General features: G+C 64.4%; 16 protein-coding genes. 9 read left to right on the top strand and 7 right to left on the bottom strand.

Features of this window, described 5'->3' with window-relative positions:
* Positions 1–148: 148 nt before the first annotated feature.
* The 5 genes from ACO055_RS06940 to ACO055_RS06920 form a co-directional block, all read right to left on the bottom strand.
* Positions 149–1729, bottom strand: coding sequence for a fatty acid--CoA ligase (locus tag ACO055_RS06940; protein WP_422061854.1), 1581 nt, complete (start codon positions 1727–1729; stop codon positions 149–151).
* 13 nt (positions 1730–1742) lie between these two features.
* On the bottom strand, positions 1743–3206 hold the full coding sequence (locus ACO055_RS06935; protein ID WP_422061853.1) for a carotenoid oxygenase family protein: 1464 nt from the start codon (positions 3204–3206) through the stop codon (positions 1743–1745).
* A gap of 120 nt (positions 3207–3326) precedes the next feature.
* On the bottom strand, positions 3327–5699 hold the full coding sequence (locus ACO055_RS06930; RefSeq protein WP_422061852.1) for a TonB-dependent receptor: 2373 nt from the start codon (positions 5697–5699) through the stop codon (positions 3327–3329).
* A 129-nt stretch (positions 5700–5828) separates the two neighbouring features.
* Positions 5829–6545, bottom strand: a complete 717-nt coding sequence (locus tag ACO055_RS06925; protein ID WP_422061851.1) for an SDR family NAD(P)-dependent oxidoreductase — start codon at positions 6543–6545, stop codon at positions 5829–5831.
* Positions 6542–7291, bottom strand: a complete 750-nt coding sequence (locus tag ACO055_RS06920; protein WP_422061850.1) for a glucose 1-dehydrogenase — start codon at positions 7289–7291, stop codon at positions 6542–6544. The genes ACO055_RS06925 and ACO055_RS06920 overlap by 4 nt, the downstream gene beginning before the upstream one ends.
* A 122-nt stretch (positions 7292–7413) precedes the next feature.
* On the opposite strand from ACO055_RS06920, the gene ACO055_RS06915 reads away from it, so the two are divergent.
* Positions 7414–9051, top strand: a complete 1638-nt coding sequence (locus ACO055_RS06915) for a GMC family oxidoreductase (protein ID WP_422061849.1) — start codon at positions 7414–7416, stop codon at positions 9049–9051.
* On the opposite strand, the gene ACO055_RS06910 is transcribed toward ACO055_RS06915, so the two are convergent.
* Positions 9048–9809: a ThuA domain-containing protein gene (locus tag ACO055_RS06910; RefSeq protein WP_422061848.1), complete on the bottom strand. Its 762-nt coding sequence runs from the start codon at positions 9807–9809 to the stop codon at positions 9048–9050. The genes ACO055_RS06915 and ACO055_RS06910 overlap by 4 nt on opposite strands.
* 126 nt (positions 9810–9935) lie before the next feature.
* Here ACO055_RS06910 and ACO055_RS06905 point away from each other — a divergent pair, with 126 nt between their 5' ends.
* Positions 9936–10718 carry an SDR family NAD(P)-dependent oxidoreductase gene (locus ACO055_RS06905; RefSeq protein WP_422061847.1) on the top strand — a complete coding sequence of 261 codons (783 nt, stop codon included), beginning with the start codon at positions 9936–9938 and terminating at the stop codon, positions 10716–10718.
* A gap of 3 nt (positions 10719–10721) precedes the next feature.
* On the opposite strand, the gene ACO055_RS06900 is transcribed toward ACO055_RS06905, so the two are convergent.
* Complete coding sequence (locus ACO055_RS06900; protein WP_422062436.1) at positions 10722–11852, bottom strand: NADH:flavin oxidoreductase/NADH oxidase; 1131 nt, start codon at positions 11850–11852, stop codon at positions 10722–10724.
* A 261-nt stretch (positions 11853–12113) separates the two neighbouring features.
* Between ACO055_RS06900 and ACO055_RS06895 the strand changes: the two genes are divergently transcribed.
* From ACO055_RS06895 to rplA, 7 genes are all read left to right on the top strand, one after another.
* On the top strand, positions 12114–12434 hold the full coding sequence (locus ACO055_RS06895) for a DMT family transporter (protein ID WP_422061846.1): 321 nt from the start codon (positions 12114–12116) through the stop codon (positions 12432–12434).
* Between the two features lie 62 nt (positions 12435–12496).
* Positions 12497–13825 carry an MFS transporter gene (locus ACO055_RS06890; protein WP_422061845.1) on the top strand — a complete coding sequence of 443 codons (1329 nt, stop codon included), beginning with the start codon at positions 12497–12499 and terminating at the stop codon, positions 13823–13825.
* A 186-nt stretch (positions 13826–14011) separates the two neighbouring features.
* Positions 14012–14209 (top strand): preprotein translocase subunit SecE, encoded by a 198-nt coding sequence (gene secE, locus ACO055_RS06885; RefSeq protein WP_422061844.1) that lies wholly within the window; start codon positions 14012–14014, stop codon positions 14207–14209.
* A gap of 36 nt (positions 14210–14245) precedes the next feature.
* Positions 14246–14782 carry a transcription termination/antitermination protein NusG gene (nusG, locus tag ACO055_RS06880; RefSeq protein ID WP_422061843.1) on the top strand — a complete coding sequence of 179 codons (537 nt, stop codon included), beginning with the start codon at positions 14246–14248 and terminating at the stop codon, positions 14780–14782.
* 99 nt (positions 14783–14881) lie between these two features.
* Entirely contained in the window at positions 14882–15814 is a 933-nt protein-coding gene (locus ACO055_RS06875) for an acyl-CoA thioesterase (protein ID WP_422061842.1), read from the top strand.
* 174 nt (positions 15815–15988) lie between these two features.
* Positions 15989–16420, top strand: a complete 432-nt coding sequence (gene rplK / locus ACO055_RS06870; protein WP_422061841.1) for a 50S ribosomal protein L11 — start codon at positions 15989–15991, stop codon at positions 16418–16420.
* Positions 16421–16424: 4 nt separating this feature from the next.
* Positions 16425–17123 carry a 50S ribosomal protein L1 gene (gene rplA / locus ACO055_RS06865; RefSeq protein ID WP_422061840.1) on the top strand — a complete coding sequence of 233 codons (699 nt, stop codon included), beginning with the start codon at positions 16425–16427 and terminating at the stop codon, positions 17121–17123.
* The last annotated feature ends 61 nt before the right edge of the window (positions 17124–17184 follow it).

Raw genomic sequence — 17184 nt, 5'->3', positions numbered from 1 at the left:
CCTCCCTGTCGCGAAGCGATGGGGAGGTGGCAGCGGCGAAGCCGCTGACGGAGGGGCCGACGCCGTCAGGCGTCGCGCGACCTTTCGGCCCCTCCACCACCGCTTCGCGGCGGTCCCCCTCCCCATGGCTTCGCCACATGGAGGATGTTCAACCAATCTGCCGCTCGCGCCCTTCCCAATAGGGCGCGCGGAGTTCGCGGCGCAGGATCTTGCCCGACGGGTTGCGCGGCAGCGCGGGAATGAAATCGACCGACTTGGGGCATTTATATCCCGCGATCCGTTCGCGCGCCCAGGCGATGATTTCGGCGGCGTCGGCGCTCTGGCCTTCGCGCAGCACAACGCACGCCTTCACCGCTTCGCCCCATTTCTCGTCGGGAATGCCGACGACGGCGACGTCGGCGACGGCGGGGTGGCCATAGATCGCATTCTCGACCTCGGCCGGATAGACATTCTCGCCGCCCGAGATGATCATGTCCTTCACCCGGTCATGGAGATAGAAATATCCGTCCTCGTCGGTGTAGCCGGCGTCGCCTGTGCGCAGCCAGCCGTCGGCGTCGATCGTTTCCGCCGTCGCTTCGGGCCGCTCCCAATATTCGCGCATATTGGCCTGAGCGCGAATTGCGATCTCGCCGATGGCGCGCGGGGGCAGGGGGTTGCCGTCGGTGTCGATGACCTGCATCTCGACCCCGCGCAGCGGTTTGCCGACCGATCGCATCCGTTCATTCCCCGCCGGATCGTGATCCTCGGGCGGCAGCGCGGCGATCGTGCCCGATGTTTCGGTCATGCCGTACATCTGGACGAAGCCGCACTGAAAGATGTCGATGCACTGGCGGAGCAGGTCGAGCGGGATCGGCGAGGCACCATAGGCGATGTGGCGGAGGCGCGAGAAATCGACCGCGCGGGCGCGGGGCTGATTGACGATGATCTGCATCGCGGCGGGCACCATGAAGATTTTCGAGATGCCATAAGCCTCGATCAGGTCGAGCACGCCGCCGGGATCGAACTCGCGCGTGATGACGCCGGTGGCACCGTTGGTCATCACGGTGATGCCGTATCCGGTGCCGCCGATGTGAAAGCAGGGCATGGCGACCAGCCCGACATCGCCTTCGTCCCAGCGCTCCCAGTCGGCCTGGAGAGCGGGATCGCGGTCGAGCGTCGATCGGAGCACCGATCCGTTGGTGAGCACCGCACCCTTGGGCTTTCCGGTGGTGCCCGATGTGTACATCTGGATCACCGCGTCCTGCTCGCCGCGCGGCACGTCGGGATCGCTGTCGGGAAAGGTGTCGCGCCATCCGCGATAATCGGGAAAGCCGCTGGCCGCCCCTTCGACCGTGATGACATGCTCGACGCCTGGAAAGGCGCTTCGGTTCGCCGCGACGAGTTCGGTGAACTCGGGGCCGACGCACAGGAAGCGGGCGCCGCAATTGTCGATGATCCACGCGATCTCGGGCACCGCAAGCCGCCAGTTGACCGGCGTCATCACGCCGCCGGCCTTCGCGACGGCCATCAGCAGTTCGAAATAGAGATCCGAATTCTTGCCAAGATAGGCGACGCGGTCGTCGGGTTTCAGCCCCAGCGCGATCAGGCCGTTGGCGGCGCGGTTGCTGTTCGCGTCGAACGCACCAAAGCTGGTCGCACGCCCCTCGAAATGAAAGAGGATGCGGTCCGGGCGCTCGTCCGCGTTGATCCGCGCGACGTCCGCGACCCGCTGAAACGCTGGCACCTTCACATCACTCTCCCGATTATGCGCGCCCTGCACCCAGCGCTTGCCGATAGAGTATCGAGTCGGCGGCGTAGAAATTGCAATGGAAGCCTGACGGCACGCGGAACGGCACCTGCACCGTCGCGACCGGTCCCGCCGCGATATCGAGCGCGTCGAAGATGGCGAGCTCGCTCGTCGCCGCGCCGGCGCGGTGGACCAGCGTCATCGCATAACCGTCGCCTTCGCCCTGCGCGCCGACCCTGGGCGCAAAGATCAGCTCACCGCACGAGGCGCCGTTGCCGAAGTGATAATAGTCTTCGGCGCCGCTGACCGTATCGAAACGCAGCACCCCGTCCATACCCTCGGCGCGGCCGTCGCGGCTGTTCAGGTTGATGTTCGCAAAGCTGTGGCGCGAGGCGCGCGTCATGAAGCGGTCGTCGGGGCGCGGGAACTGGATGTCGCGGTCGTTGAGCGTTTCTTCCTTGATCCACGTTCCGTTGCCGTTGGTTCCTGGGTCGATCGTCCAGCGGCGCAGGCTTTGCTGCGTATCGCCGTGCGTCTTCTTCACCCCGGTCTCGTCGGGGAACAGCGCGGTGCCATTGGCGGCAGCGACGTCGGCGATGATCTTGCCGTCCTGCTCCCATACATTGAGCTCGTGGAACATATGGCGCGGTTCGTAGTCGAACCAGCGGACGTCGCTTGCCGTTCCCTCGCGCGGCATCACCGCGAATTTGGTCGGGCGGTCGTTGACCCAGGCGGTCATGGGTCCGCCCTTCATCGCCCGGCCGATATCGACATCGATCGGGATCACCGGAAAGACGACCCAGTTCTCGGTCAGGAAAAACGTGTGCATCAACGCGTTGTGCGGCATGTCGATGACCTCGGCCTTGCGCACGCTGCCGTCGGCGGCGATCACGTCGTAGCGGATCTGCGCGGCGCCCATCGGGCCGTTGATCATCGCGCCGATATTGACGAGTTCGCCAGTATAATGGTCGATCTTCGGATGCGCGGAAAAGGTCGTGGTGATCGTTCCGCCATAATGTTGCTCATCGAGCGTTTCGAGCGTGCGCGGATCGAGTTCGACCGCGGGCGCGCCCTCCATGAGCGCGAGCAATTTGCCGCCGTGGACGATGATGTTGGTGTTGGCGGTGTTGTATCGCTTTCCCGCGACCGAGGGGTCGGCCGTGATGGGATTGCCGAACAGGCCGAACAGGCGCTTGCCGGCGGCTTTCTCCAGCTCGAACTTCTCGGTCCGCACCCAGCGGTTGAGCATCGATGCGCGGCCGCCCTCAATGTGAAAGGCATAGACCATGCCGTCGCCGTCGAACCAGTGATACTCGCCCTCGCGCGTGGGATACAGCGGTTCGGGGCCGTTGCGATAAAAGACGCCGACCAGATCGTCTGGGATTTCGCCCTTAACGATCAGATCGGGCGCCGTGGCCTCGAACCGCACCGGCTGGTGATGTCCCGACAGAAAGGGATGGTCGAAAAAGGCCTGTGTCATTCTGGTCCCTCTGTGATTGTCGGGGCGCTTTATCAAACAAGGGGCGGTGCAATGCGCCGCCCCTTGTTCTCTGGGCCCCCTATGCGGTCCCGCCGTGCCCGTGGCGGGACCGTCCCGTCGCTAGAACTTGAAGCCGAGTTCGACACCATAAGTCCGCGGCTCGATCGCGCCGGAGAAGGTGAAGAGGCCGGCAACCGGCAAGGTGCTGCCGATGTCGCGCACATTGGTCAAATTACGGCCAAACACCGCGACGCTGACCTCGCCGCTGCCCGTGCCGAAGGTATAGGAGACCTGCCCCGAAAGATTTTCGCGGTCCTTGGTGAAACAGCGGAAATCATTGGTAACCGCACCGAACACGATCGGGCGGTTGGCCGTGATGCAGGTGGCCGTCTTGCTTTGGAAGCGGAGTAGCAGATTGGCATCGAAACGCCCCGACCCGATTTCCTTCGAATAATTGACCCCGGTCGAGATCTGGAACTTCGGTGCGCGGCGCAAGGTCAGCGTCGACACGTCGTCGCCGACATTGTCGCCGTTCAGATCCTTGAGGAAGGTGCCATATTTGGCATCGAGATAGCTGGCCGACGCCGTGAAGTTCAACGAGTCGGACGGCTGCATGATCAGTTCCAGCTCGGCGCCGGTGATCGTTGCCGATGCGGCGTTTCCGACGACCGTTTCCTGCGGCTGCGCCGAACCCGGCGGCGAAGGCTGGACGACCTCTTCCTGCTTGTTGTCATATTTGGTGTGGAACAGGGCGATGTTGGTGCGCAAGGTGCGATCCAGCCAGTCGGCCTTCAAGCCGACCTCGAATGCATCGACGGTTTCCGGGAAATAGGGGCCAAGCGATGTCGGCGACGCCGCTCGTCCGTTGAAACCGCCCGACCGGAAACCGGTCGAATAGGATCCATAGATGATCTTGTTGTCGCCGACTTCATAAGTCGCGTTGGCGCGCCAGGTGAATTTGCCGAACGACGCCTGGCCCGAACAATTGTTTGCCGGGCCGAACGTGGGAAGTCCGGCCAGCGGACCGGGCCCGAAGACCCCCGTCACGCGAACGCACGAGCGTCCGTCGAAAGTCGGCTGGCTCAATTCGACGAGCCCGACGACCTGGCCATAATTGTTGAAGGTTTCCTTTTTGTCGCGGGTGTAGCGGCCGCCGAGTGACAGCTTGAACCGGTCGCCCAGCTTGAACTGCGCATCGGCGAACCCGGCATAGGAGGTCGCCTTGTTGTCGGTGTAGGCGCGAAGCGTTGCGCCGGTCGCGCTTTGCGAGGGCACGGGGCCCAGACGCGTGAACTGGTCCAGCTGGTAATTGCTGTTGTAATAATATCCGCCGACCAGCAGGTTGACCGTGTCGCTCAGCTCGGCAAGGACGCGAACTTCCTGGCTGAACTGTTCGAATTGCTGGATACGCCGGGTCGCGAAAAAGTCCGCCGAACTGCCGTCGAAATCCTGCGCCACATTTTCGTCGTTGGTGCGATAGCCGGTGACCGAAAAGAGCGTGAAATTGTCATTCAGCGACCAGGTGATGTTGCCGGTGACAGCGTCGGTGTCGTTGGTGACGTCATGCGGCGCCAATTGATAGGTTGCGTTCATGCCGCGATCGGCCGTCCCGAACCGGTTGCATTCGGCGACCGGCGAAAACCCGGGCGCCCCTGCGGCCAGGCAGATCAGGTCCCGGCTTGACGATTCGGGGATCGATACCGTCTCGCCGCGCTCGCGGGTGTGTTCATAGGTGATTTCGGCCGAAAAATCGCTGCTCGGCTCGATCAGCGCGGTCACCCCGCCGGTCAGCGTTTCATAATTGCCGTCGCGGCCGCCGGTGCTGAGGTTCCGGACAAAACCGCCGGTCTTGTCGTAATAGCCGAACGCCTTGATCGCGATGAAGTCCGCGAGCTTGCCGCTGTTCACAACCAGACGCGCGCTTTTGGTATCGAACCGAGCGTAGGAAAACCGCCCCTTCGCTCCAAAATCATCGGTCGGCTTGCTGCGCTTCACTTCGATCACGCCGCCGATCGTGTTCCGGCCGAACAATGTGCCCTGCGGACCGCGCAGAACCTGAAGGCTTTCGAGGTCGAAACTGTCGAGCAACTGACCGGTGTTGGTGCCGATGAACACGCCATCGACGACGACGCCGACGGTCGGGTCAAAACTTTTTTCAATGTCTTCGAACGAAATGCCGCGAATGGAAATCGCGGCCGCGCTTGGGCCTGCCGAAACGCTGTCGATGACCAGGCTGGGGACACGTCCGGCGACATCGCGAATATCCTGCACCATGCCGGTGTCCAGGGCCTTGGCGTCCAAGGCGGTAATCGCGACCGGGACGGACTGTGCGCTTTCCTCGCGCTTCTGCGCGGTGACGACGATTTCGCGGATCGCGCCGCTGTTGCTTTCCTCGGCCGGGGCCTCCTGTGCGAACGCCGGAGTGGCAATCGCGAGTGCGACAAGCGATACCGTGGCATAGACAGCGGGTAGCATTCGGGCGTGCGTGGACATCGGCTTTCCTCCCTCTCGCGCCGACGCATAGGCTCGCCGGTCACGTTGAGAGCAAGGTCCGCTTAATGCCTCATTTGAACAATCATCAAAAATATCAGGCGTGCCGTAACGGCGGTCAGGCCGTTGATTCTATTGGCTTTGAGTCGCTCCGCCATCGACGAACAGGCCGTGGCCGGACATGAAACGCGCGTCGTCGGAGGCCAGAAAGGCAACGACGTCGGCAATATCGTCGGGCCGCCCGAGCCGTCCGAGCGCGGCCTTGTCGATCCAATGTTGCTTGAAGTCCGGCATTGCGGAAAAGGCCGGCGCGGTCATTGGCGTGTCGATGGCGCCGGGCTGGATGCAGTTGACCGTAATGCCGAATGCGCCAGCCTCCGCGGCGACCGATTTGGTCATGCCCAGCACGGCGTGTTTCGACGCGCTATAGGCGGTCATGCCTGCTTCGCCGAAGCTCGACATCACCGATCCGATCAGGATGATCCGGCCGTGCGGTGATCGCTTGAGCAGCGGCAGCGCGTCGCGCATCAGGCGAAACACCGCGGTGACGTTGACCGCCATCATCGCATCGAAAAAGGCGTCGTCGTGTCCGTCGAGCATCTGCATTCCGGTGATCCCGGCGCAGGCGACGACGATGTCGAGGCCGCCCAGCCGCGCCTCGGCCTCGGCGGTCAGCTGCGCGTTGATCCCCGGTTCGGTGACGTCGGCGACGATGTCGACATCGCCCGCGCGATCGACAGTCAGCACCCGCGCGCCATCGGCGGCGAGGCGCTGCGCGGTTGCGAGGCCGATCCCCGATCCGGCGCCCGTGACCAGCGCGGCGCGGCCGTCGAGGCGCCCGGCGGTCACAGCGAACTGCCGCCGTCGACGCGGAATTCCGCGCCGGTGGCAAAGGCCGATTCGTCGGAAGCGAGGTAGAGGACGATCGCCGAAATTTCCTCGGGCTTGCCGAGACGGCCGATCGGATGCGTTGCGACCCAGCCGTCGTAGAGCGCCTGGGGGTCGTCGACCTGCGCCATCACCTTGTCGAGAATCGGCGTGTGGATTGCGCCCGGATGCACCGAGTTGCACCGGATGCCATATCCCTTGCGCGCATAATGGAGCGCGACCGATTTGGTGAGATGCGTCACCGCGGCCTTGGCGGCATTATAGGCCGCGAGGTCACCCTGCGCGCGGACCCCACACATCGACGACATGTTGATCACCGATCCGCCATGGTCCTTCATCTTCGGAATGATGTGCTTGCAGCCGAGGAAGACGCCGTCGACGTCTACCGAAAATTCGTGACGAAAGGCGTCGATCGTCAGATCCTCGATCGATCCGTGCGTGGTGATCCCGGCGTTGTTGACCAGAATGTCGATGCGCTCGCAGGTGTCGAGCGCGGCCAGCCAGTCGGCTTCGTTCGACACGTCGAGCTTGACGAAGCGCTGGCCCAGTTCGGCGGCAAGCGCTTCCCCGGCCGCCGCATCGATGTCGGCGATCACGACGCTGGCGCCCTCGGCGACGAAACGCCGCACGATGTCGAGGCCCAGCCCCGACGCGCCGCCTGTGACGAACGCCATCTTGTCGGCAATCCGTCCGCTTGTTCCAGCCATCCTGTCCTCCCGATTTTGTCCCGGCACTATCACGCCGGGCGGAGAGCGAGGGGACTATTTATTGCGCTAGGTGCGTGGACCGCACCCGCGGTTCCACATCATGCCGGGACAGGAGAGACGGCATGAGCGCTGGCTGGGACTATATCATCGTCGGCGCGGGATCGGCGGGCTGCGTGCTCGCCGAGCAATTGAGCGCCGATCCGGACATCCGCGTTCTGCTGCTCGAAGCGGGCGGGAGCAACGACAATCGCTGGGTCGCGATCCCGAAGGGTGTCGCGAAACTCGTGACCAATCCTGATCATATCTGGGCCTATGGCGTCGTGCAGCCGCACGGCGATGGCGGCGCGCCGGGCGAGGTGTGGATTCGCGGCAAGGGGCTCGGCGGATCGTCGGCGGTCAACGGCATGATCTGGAGCCGCGGCGAACCCGCCGACTATGACGAATGGGAAAAGCTTGGCTGCACCGGCTGGACCGGCGCGGCGATGACCGACGCGTTTCGCAGTCTCGAGGATCATGGGCTGGGCGCCAGCGAGATGCGCGGCGGCGGCGGCCCCGTGGGCGTCGCGCCCAAGATCCACAGCTATCCGCTCGCCGAGACGATGGTGCAGGCGGGGGTCGAGATGGGGCTTCGGCCCGTCGACGACCTCAACGCCGTCACCTCCGACCGCGTCGGCTTCTATGCGCACAACGTCCGGCGCGGTCGCCGCGAGAGTGCAGCGACGACCTTTCTGGCGCGGGCAAGGAAGCGCCCGAACCTGCGCGTCGTAACACATGCGATGGCCGAGCGGCTGATAGTCGAGAGCGGGCGCGTGACCGGGGTGGAGGCAAAGGTGGCCGGGACAGCGCAGCGGTTCGATTGCGCCGGCGAAGTGATCGTGTCGGGCGGCGCGCTCGAAAGTCCGCTGCTGCTTCAGCGGTCGGGAATCGGCCCTGCCGACATTCTTCGCGGCGCCGGAGTGGACCCGCTGGTCGACGCCCCCGACGTCGGCGGGCGGATGCGCGAGCATCTGGGGTTCAGCATGCCGCACCGCCTGTCGCGCGATGTCGGCAGCAATCGCAGCTTCTTCGGGATCGGCCTGATGCGCGCGATGGCGCAATACATGCTGACGCGCGGCGGTATCATGGCGACGGGGCCGTTCGAAGTCGGCGCGTTCCTGAACCTGACCAGCCGCGACCTCAGGCCCGACCTGCAGCTCTATCTGGGCGGCTACACCTTTGCGTTGGGCGACGACAAGCATCCGGTGCCGCTCAGCAGCATCGACCGCAAGCCGGGGATGACGATCTATGGCCAGCTGCTTCGCCTGACGAGCGAGGGCAGCATTCGCATCATCGGCCCGGGCAGCGACGCCGCTCCCGATATCAAACCGAACTGGCTGTCGACGCGCGAGGATGAACGGACCGCGATCGCCGCCGTCCATGCGATGCGCCGCTATATGGCCCAGCCGGCGCTCGTCGGATTGGTCGAACGCGAGCTGCTACCCGGCGCGGCGGTGCAGAGCGACGCGGAAATCCTGTCCGCTTTCCGCCGCCTTGCAACTTGCGGACTGCACGGGGTCGGCACGTGCCGCATGGGCAGCGACAATCGCGCGGTCACCGACGCACGGCTGCGCGTCAACGGCGTTCGCGGGCTGCGCGTGGTCGATTGCTCGGTGATGCCGTCGCCGGTGACCGGCAACACGAACGCCCCGGCGATGGCGCTCGCACTGCGCGCGGCGGCGCTGATCCGCGAAGACCGGCGCACATTGCGCGCGGTAGCCTAAACGCTCTCACGTTCCTTCAACCAGCCGATCCCGCGGCGCAGCAGGTCATAGAAAACCGGCAGATCCCATGCGCAGCGGTCGACTGTTGGCCACCAGTCCATCATCGGCTGCAGGTCGTAATGCCCCCGGCAATGGCCAAGCGTAAGATAGAGGACGGCGCCGGCGCCGTGCTGCTTGATATAGAAAACCGGATAGGTGCCTGGCGCATCCTCGGCCTCGACGAACCCCGTTCCCGGCCCGGTGCATTCGGTATCGAGCAGGACGTGCAGGTCGCCGTGCGTTTCCAGATGATAAAGCTCGTCGGTGGTCTCGAACGGTTCGATGCCGCGGGTGAGCGCATGGTCGGCGTCGGCGACCCGCACCATATAGGGTTCGATCGCAGGATGGGTGATGAACTGCGACCCTAGCAGGTCCATCATCAGCGGCGCCCAGCGCGGCGCGTCCCAGACGCCGGTGTCGAGCAGGCGGAGGATCGAGTTGGTGCCGTGCAGCGCATACCAGCGCCCGCCGCGCTGCAGCCAGTCGCGCAGCGCTTCCTGCGCGGGCAGCGACGGCGTGACGTCGCACGTATAGGTGATCAGCATATCGGCGGCGGTGATCGCGGCGATATTGTCGTAATTCTCGAACACGCGCGTGCGGATCGCCGGGTCTTCGGCGAGCAGTTTCAGAATCTCCAGCCGCGCGAAATCCATGTCGTGCCACACGCCGCCGCAGATCAGCACGCAATCGATGCGGGGCGGATGTTCGCTTTCGCTCATCGTCGATCCTCTCCTATATTCTGTCGCTCTATCATGCGGGGCGGACGCCGGTGCGTCACCTTGCTCAAATGATAGGTTCCTGTCGCCTGCGAAACTGGCAAGACGGCCAATGAGAGGAGAGGCGCGATGCAGCAACGACTGCGCGACAAGGTCGCTTTGGTCACGGGCGGGACGAGCGGGATCGGTGCGGCGGCGGTGCGGCGAATGGTGGGCGAGGGCGCTCGCGTCGTCTTCACCGGCTCGAATGCCGAAGCTGCGGCGGCGATCGCCGGTGAAACCGGCGCGACCTTCTGTGCGCATCGCGTGCAGGATGCCGACGCATGGACTGTTCTGATGGCTGATATCGAAGCCGAATATGGCCGACTCGACATCGCCTTTGCCAATGCGGGGACCGAGGCAGGCGATGCGAGTGTCGAGGATATCGGCATCGACGCCTGGAATCATATCGTCGGCGTGAACCAGACCGGCGTGATGCTGACCGTCCAGCACGCGATCCGCGCGATGGCGAAGAATCCGCACGGCCCGGCGGGATCGATCATCGTCAATTCGTCGATGAATGCGCACCGCGCGATGGGCAATTATGCGGCCTATTCGGTGACCAAGGCCGCGGTCGTCGCGCTCGTCAAATCGGCGGCGATCCATTGTGCGGGCAAGGGTTATGCGATCCGCGTCAATGCGATCCTGCCGGGCGTCGTCGAAACCGACATGATCCGCGGCGTGATCGACCGCGCCCCCGATCCCGCGGCGGCGCGCGCGGCCTTCGAAGGGATGGCGCCGATGAAGCGCATGGCACAACTGGATGAAGTATGCGCGCTGGTGGCGTTTCTCGCGTCCGATGAGGCGGCGTTCATTTCGGGCAGCGACTATGTAATCGACGGGGCGACGACCGCCGGCATGATGGGGGTCTAGACCCTAGTTCGGCTGGGTCCGGTACAGCCCGCGATGCTCGCGCGGCTCGCTCCGCTCATATTGCGGTGGCACCGCAATCGTTGCGCCGAGGGCCGCGGCGGCGTGCCACGGCCAGCGCGGATCATACAGCGCCGCGCGGGCGATCGCGACCGCATCGGCGTCGCCGCGGGCGATGATCGCCTCGGCTTGCGCCGGATCGGTAATCAGCCCCACGGCGATGACCGGCATGGCGACCGCATCCTTGACCCGGCGCGCCAACGGCACCTGATATCCCGGCGCCAGCGCAATTTTCTGCGCCGGGTGCAACCCGCCGCTCGACACGTTGATCGCGGCGCACCCACGTGCCTCGATCGCTTGCGCAAGGATGATCGTCTCCTCGATCGACCAGCCGCCATCGACCCAGTCGGTCCCCGAAACGCGCACTGTCACCGGTCCTTGCGCGCCGAATGCCGCGCGGACGATATCGAAAATCTCTAACGGAAAGCGCATCCGGTTTTCCAGGCTGCCGCCATAGTCGTCGTCGCGCCTGTTCGACAGCGGCGACAGGAATTGATGGAGCAGATAGCCGTGCGCGGCGTGTAGCTGGATCGCGTCGATCCCCAGCCGCGCGGCGCGGGCGGCGGCATCGGCAAAGGCCGCGCGGATCCGGTCCAGCCCCGCACCGTCCAGCGCGGCGGGCGGGTTCTCGCTATCGAGGAACGGGATATTCGACGGGGCGACGGTCTGCCACCCATCGACGGCATCGGGCGCAATCTGGCCGCCGCCGCGCCATGGCTTCGCCGTGCTCGCCTTGCGGCCGGCATGTGCGAGTTGGATCGCGACGGGGATGTCCGTCCAGCGCCGGATGGCGGACAGGACGCGCCCCATCGCCGCTTCGGTGGCATCGTCGTACAGGCCGACATCGGCATAGCTGATGCGCCCGTCCGGCGACACGGCGGTGGCCTCGATCGTCAGGGCACCCGCGCCCGAGACCGCGAGCTGGCCCAGGTGCATCATGTGCCAGTCGGTCATGCATCCCTCTTCTGCCGAATATTGGCACATCGGGGCGATGACGATGCGATTGGCGAGCGACAGCCCGCCGATCGCGAACGGCTCGAACAATTGGACCACGATATTCTCCCGCTGCGCCGACATAAGGACCTGTCCCGCCGGTGCCGCCAGGCCGAAGGGATCGTGCATGATAGGCCGATAGTGCCAACAGATGCATTCGCAAAACTGACAAGAGCGAGGGGCGATGCACGGTGATGCTGGTTCGGCACCAGGCGGTTTTGACGCGTGAAATTGAATGTCCGAAGCCCGCCGACCCTGCTAGGCGGCAAAAGCAGAGGCCACGTCCTCCCCGCTCGACGCGGGTTCAAGTCCGGGACGGCCCGGCAGCTCTGGATGGAGGCTGCCATGCCATGGATTTACCTGACGATCGCCGGACTGTTCGAAATCATCTGGGCTTTCGCCATGAAACAGTCGGACGGCTTTACGCGCCCCGGTCCGACCATCGTCACCCTCGTCGCCATGATCGCAAGCTTCGCCTTGCTCTCGCTGGCGATGAAATCGCTGCCGCTGGGGACGGCCTATACGATCTGGACGGGGATTGGTGCAGTCGGCGCGTTCGTGGTCGGGATCGCGGTTCTGGGCGAAGCGGCGAGCGCGATGCGGATCGTCGCCGCGCTGCTGATCGTTGCGGGTCTGGTGCTGATGAAAATAACCGCGCCCGGGTGAGCGACTGTTGACATCGCTGTAAATAGTTGAAAGCTTGACGCGTCCTGAGGGGAGCCTTCGACTTGGCCTCGACCGCCCTGCCATTGCCCGATCAACCGCCCGAAGCATCGGCTTTGCGGCCGCGCGTAGTGGCGGCCTATGCGGCGACCGCCGGGCCGACGGTCATCCTCAGCCTGCCGTTCAGCGTCTATCTGCCGCCCTATATTGCCGAAGGCGGAGTGATCGCGGTCGGCTTGGTCGGCCTGCTCTTTTCGCTGACCACGATCTGGGACGGGATCGTCGATCCGCTGATCGGGTCTGTCGTCGATCGCGTCCAGCCGGGGATTGGCGCGCACCGGCGCTGGATGCTGCGCGCGCTGCTGCCTCTCGCGCTGTTGCTGCTGCTGATCGTGACGGTCGGTGACCGCCTGCCATTCGCGGCGCTCTTTGTCGCGATGATCTTCTTCTATTCGAGTTTCAGCCTCTATGAAGTCGCGCAGCTGTCGTGGGGCGCGGCGCTGGTCCGGACACCCGCCGATAGCGCGCTGCTCTATGGCATGCGCGACTGGTTTTCGAAGATCGCGCTGATCGTCGCCTTTGCGGCGCCCGCGGCGGCGCAGCTTCTGATGCCGGGGATCAGCCTGCAGGGGCGGATCATGGCCTATGCCAGCATCTTCCTGATCATGGCGCCGGTCGCGCTGTTCGCGATCGGCCGCATTCCGCCGCGCGCCATCATGGTGGAACAGGGGATCGGCTGGCGTGCGGAGCTTCGCGCGACGCTGTCCTTCCCTCCGCTGCTTCTGCTGTTCGGGGTCCAGTTTCTCAACAGCTTCGCTTTCGGATCTTTGACCTCGCTCTTCATCTTCTTCGCCGCAGCGGTGCTCGATCTAGACACCCAAAGCGCGCTGCTGCTGTTCGCAAGCTTCATCGGCGGAGCGCTCGCCTCGCCGGTGTGGACCTTCCTCGCGCGCCGCTTCGGCAAACCGCCGATGATGATGGCGATGGGCGTCCTGACCTCGACCCTGTTGCTGGCGACACTGGCGCAACCGCCGAACGGCTTTGCGCAGGCGGCGGGTTTCTCGATGCTGCTGGGGACGGGTTTCGTCGGGTTGCTCTTCACCTATTCGATGCTGGCCGACCTGATCCCGCAAGATGCGACGCGCTGCGGTCGCAACCGCTCTGCCTTTCTGTTCGCGCTGTTGAACCTGATGCAAAAGTTCGGCGTCGCCGCCGCGATCGCGGTCAGTTATATTCTGCTCGACCTGATCGGCTTCGACCCGAAGGGCGACGGATCGGCGGCACGCGGGCTGCATCTGCTGTTCGCGTTGCAGCCGACCGCGAGCTGGATCGTGATGATCGGCCTGCTTGTCCTGCTGCAACGCCGCCTTGCGCATCGGCACGCCCCCCTTTGACTTGCAATCGCCGGATCGCACCGGTAAAGGCCGCATCATTCGGACAGATGCGCCGTTTTCCTTCCGCCTTTCGCCGACCTGCTCGGGGAGGGTGGGCGGACTATTGCCTGAAGCGCGGTTGACGCGCGGGGGGCGGCTACCCATCTGGCCCGGATCATTGGACGTTTGAAGGACAGGACGCGCGACATGGCCAGGCCCAAAATTGGCGAATTCGTCAACCAGGTGAAGACCGAAGCCACCAAGATCGTGTGGCCGACCAGCCGCGAGACGGTGCAGACCACCATCCTGGTGCTGATCATGACCACGATCCTGTCGCTCTTCTTCTTCGGCGTCGATACGGTTTTCAAATTTCTCGTCAGCTGGCTGACGTCGCTCGCGCGCTAAATCGCGGAGCCAAAGGACTTAAAAGGGACACGCATCATGGCGCGCTGGTACATCATTCACGCCTATTCGGGCTTCGAGAACAAGGTTCGCGATTCGGTTCTCGCCGAAGCCGAGCGCATGGGGCTGACCGATTTCGTCGAGGCGGTCGAAGTGCCGGTCGAAACGGTGACCGAAGTCAAGCGCGGCAAGAAGGTGCAGGCCGAGCGGAAATTCTTCCCCGGCTATGTCCTCGCCAAGCTCACGATGAGCGACGATGTCTATCACCTCGTCAAGAACACGCCGAAGGTCACCGGCTTCCTGGGTTCGATGGGCAAGCCGCAGGCGATCAGCGAGGCCGAGGCCGCGCGCATCCTGAACAGCAAGGAAGAGGCCGCGGCGCGTCCGAAGACCGAAATTCGCGTCGACTATGAAATCGGCGACCAGGTCAAGGTGCTCGAGGGTCCGTTCGCAAGCTTCAACGGCATCGTCGAGGAACTCGACTTCGACAAGGCGCGCGTCAAGGTGTCGGTGTCGATCTTCGGCCGCGCGACCCCCGTCGAGCTCGATTTCGAGCAGGTCGAACGCATGAAATAAGCGTCGCCCCCGCGAAGGCGGGGGCCGTCGGCAGCCTTGCGCTATGCCGACAGCGGCCCCCGCCTTCGCGGGGGCGACCGGCAAAGGGCAGGCCGTCACATGACATCGCTCACTCCCCAAGAGATGCAGGCTCGCGCCGACCATGCGCGCGCGATTTTCGCGAGCGTCGATCGCGCGCGCCTTGTCCGCCATATCGTCCATCTCTTCGCGCTCGAAGCGGCGGACGAGCCCGACGAGTTCACCTATCCCGCGTTCAAGACCCCGCGCCGCAACCGCATCTTCGGCGGCCAGGTGATCGCGCAGGCGATGGTCGCCGCGGCGCGCACCGTCGATCCCGGCAAGAGCATCCACTCGCTCCACGCCTATTTTCTGCGCGGCGGCGATGAATCGAAGCCGCTCCATTTCCGCGTTCACCGCGACTTCGACGGGCGCAGCTTTGCCAATCGCCGCGTCGTCGTGCGCCAGGACGGCAAGGTGATCTTCAACCTGACCGCCTCCTTCCATGTGCCCGAACAGGGGCTGGCTCATCAGATCCCGATGGAAGGCATCTTGCCGCCCGAGGAATGCTGGGACTTCGCCGACTTCGTCGCCGTCGATCCGGCCATCTCCGATGACCGCATTGCGCACGTCGCGCACATGCATCCGTTCGAGGTGCGCAGCTTTCGCCCGCCGCCGTCCGAGCGCGCGACGCGGCATTATGAATGGTTCCGCATTTCCTCGCCGGTCGGCGACGATCCTCTGATCCACCGCGCGCTGCTCGCTTATGCGTCCGACATGGGGCTTCTTTCGACCGCGATGATGCCGCATGGCCTGACCTGGGATACGCCGGGCGTCTCTTCGACCAGCCTCGATCATGCGATGTGGTTCCACGACGATGTCCGCGTTGATGACTGGTTCGTCTATGTGATGGACAGCGACTGGAGCGGCGGCGCACGCGGCATCAACCGCGGCCGCATCTATCGCCAGGACGGCACGCTGATTGCCTCGACCGTGCAGGAAGGGCTGATCCGCTACGATCCCTCGGCCGCATAAGGCTTGTTTTCCGGGGCGTTTGCGCTTATGCGCGCCGCTTCGCGTCAGATACGGGCGTGATTCCGCGCGGGAGGAAGGGGTGATGCCCTTCTGTTCGACCGCTTATTTTGAGCTCACTTCGACCGGCCTGTGTTGGGCCTGTCGAAAGAGGCGACAGAAAGATAGGAGGCCATCATGGCTAAAAAGATCAGCGGCTACATCAAGCTGCAAGTTCCGGCGGGGACCGCAAACCCTTCGCCGCCGCTCGGGCCGGCACTCGGCCAGCGCGGTGTCAACATCATGGAATTCTGCAAGGCGTTCAACGCCGCGACCGATTCCCTGGAAAAGGGCACCCCGACCCCGACCATCATCACCGTATTCGCCGACAAGAGCTTCTCGTTCGTCACCAAGACGCCGCCGGCAAGCTATCTGATCAAGAAGGCCGCGAACCTGAAGTCGGGTTCGAAGGAGCCCGGTAAGATCAGCGGCGGCAAGATCGCCCGCTCGAAGCTCGCCGAAATCGCCGAGATCAAGATGAAGGATCTCAACGCGAACGACATCGAACAGGCGACGAAGATCATCGAAGGCAGCGCCCGCTCGATGGGCCTCGAAGTGACGGAGGGCTGACCCCATGGCAAAGCTGACCAAAAAGCAGAAGGCCCTCGAGGGCAAGGTTGACGCGCTGAAACTGCACAGCGTCGACGAAGCGTTGAAGACCGTTCGCGAGCTGGCCTCGGCCAAGTTCGACGAAACGCTCGAAGTCGCGATGAACCTGGGCGTCGATCCGCGCCACGCCGACCAGATGGTCCGCGGCGTCGTGACGCTGCCCGCCGGTACCGGCAAGGACGTCAAGGTCGCCGTGTTCGCGCGCGGCGACAACGCCGACAAGGCGCTGGCCGCCGGTGCCGACAAGGTCGGTGCCGAAGACCTGATGGAAGACATGCTCGCGGGCAACCTCGACTATGGCCGCGTCATCGCGACGCCGGACATGATGGGCATCGTCGGCCGCCTCGGCAAGACGCTGGGTCCGAAGGGCCTGATGCCGAACCCGAAGCTGGGCACCGTCACCCCGAACGTCGCCGAAGCGGTCAAAGCAGCCAAGGGCGGCCAGATCGAATTCCGCGTCGAAAAGACCGGCATCATCCACGCCGGCATCGGCAAGCTGTCGTTCGGCGAGGAAAAGCTTCGCCAGAACTTCGACGCGTTCGTCGATGCGATCGTCAAGTCGAAGCCGGCCGGCGCGAAGGGCAAATATGTCCGCAAGATCGCGCTGTCGTCGTCGATGGGCCCCGGCGTGAAGGTCGATACGGCCGACGTCACCGGCGCCTGATTTCGATCGGCACTTGATACAGAAAAGGGCCGGAGGAAACTCCGGCCCTTTTCTGTTGCGC

Source organism: Sphingopyxis sp. (assembly GCF_965227415.1).
Taxonomy (GTDB): domain Bacteria; phylum Pseudomonadota; class Alphaproteobacteria; order Sphingomonadales; family Sphingomonadaceae; genus Sphingopyxis.
This window is presented reverse-complemented; position numbering and strand designations above follow the sequence as displayed.

Excerpts from the sequence above, each read along its gene's own strand:
- ACO055_RS06935 (WP_422061853.1), bottom strand. The coding sequence starts at position 3,206 with ATGACACAGGCCTTTTTCGACCATCCCTTTCTGTCGGGACATCACCAG.
- ACO055_RS06930 (WP_422061852.1), bottom strand. The coding sequence starts at position 5,699 with ATGTCCACGCACGCCCGAATGCTACCCGCTGTCTATGCCACGGTATCG.
- ACO055_RS06920 (WP_422061850.1), bottom strand. The coding sequence starts at position 7,291 with ATGGCTGGAACAAGCGGACGGATTGCCGACAAGATGGCGTTCGTCACA.
- ACO055_RS06915 (WP_422061849.1), top strand. The coding sequence starts at position 7,414 with ATGAGCGCTGGCTGGGACTATATCATCGTCGGCGCGGGATCGGCGGGC.
- ACO055_RS06910 (WP_422061848.1), bottom strand. The coding sequence starts at position 9,809 with ATGAGCGAAAGCGAACATCCGCCCCGCATCGATTGCGTGCTGATCTGC.
- ACO055_RS06905 (WP_422061847.1), top strand. The coding sequence starts at position 9,936 with ATGCAGCAACGACTGCGCGACAAGGTCGCTTTGGTCACGGGCGGGACG.
- ACO055_RS06900 (WP_422062436.1), bottom strand. The coding sequence starts at position 11,852 with ATGTCGGCGCAGCGGGAGAATATCGTGGTCCAATTGTTCGAGCCGTTC.
- ACO055_RS06895 (WP_422061846.1), top strand. The coding sequence starts at position 12,114 with ATGCCATGGATTTACCTGACGATCGCCGGACTGTTCGAAATCATCTGG.
- secE (WP_422061844.1), top strand. The coding sequence starts at position 14,012 with ATGGCCAGGCCCAAAATTGGCGAATTCGTCAACCAGGTGAAGACCGAA.
- nusG (WP_422061843.1), top strand. The coding sequence starts at position 14,246 with ATGGCGCGCTGGTACATCATTCACGCCTATTCGGGCTTCGAGAACAAG.
- ACO055_RS06875 (WP_422061842.1), top strand. The coding sequence starts at position 14,882 with ATGACATCGCTCACTCCCCAAGAGATGCAGGCTCGCGCCGACCATGCG.
- rplK (WP_422061841.1), top strand. The coding sequence starts at position 15,989 with ATGGCTAAAAAGATCAGCGGCTACATCAAGCTGCAAGTTCCGGCGGGG.
- rplA (WP_422061840.1), top strand. The coding sequence starts at position 16,425 with ATGGCAAAGCTGACCAAAAAGCAGAAGGCCCTCGAGGGCAAGGTTGAC.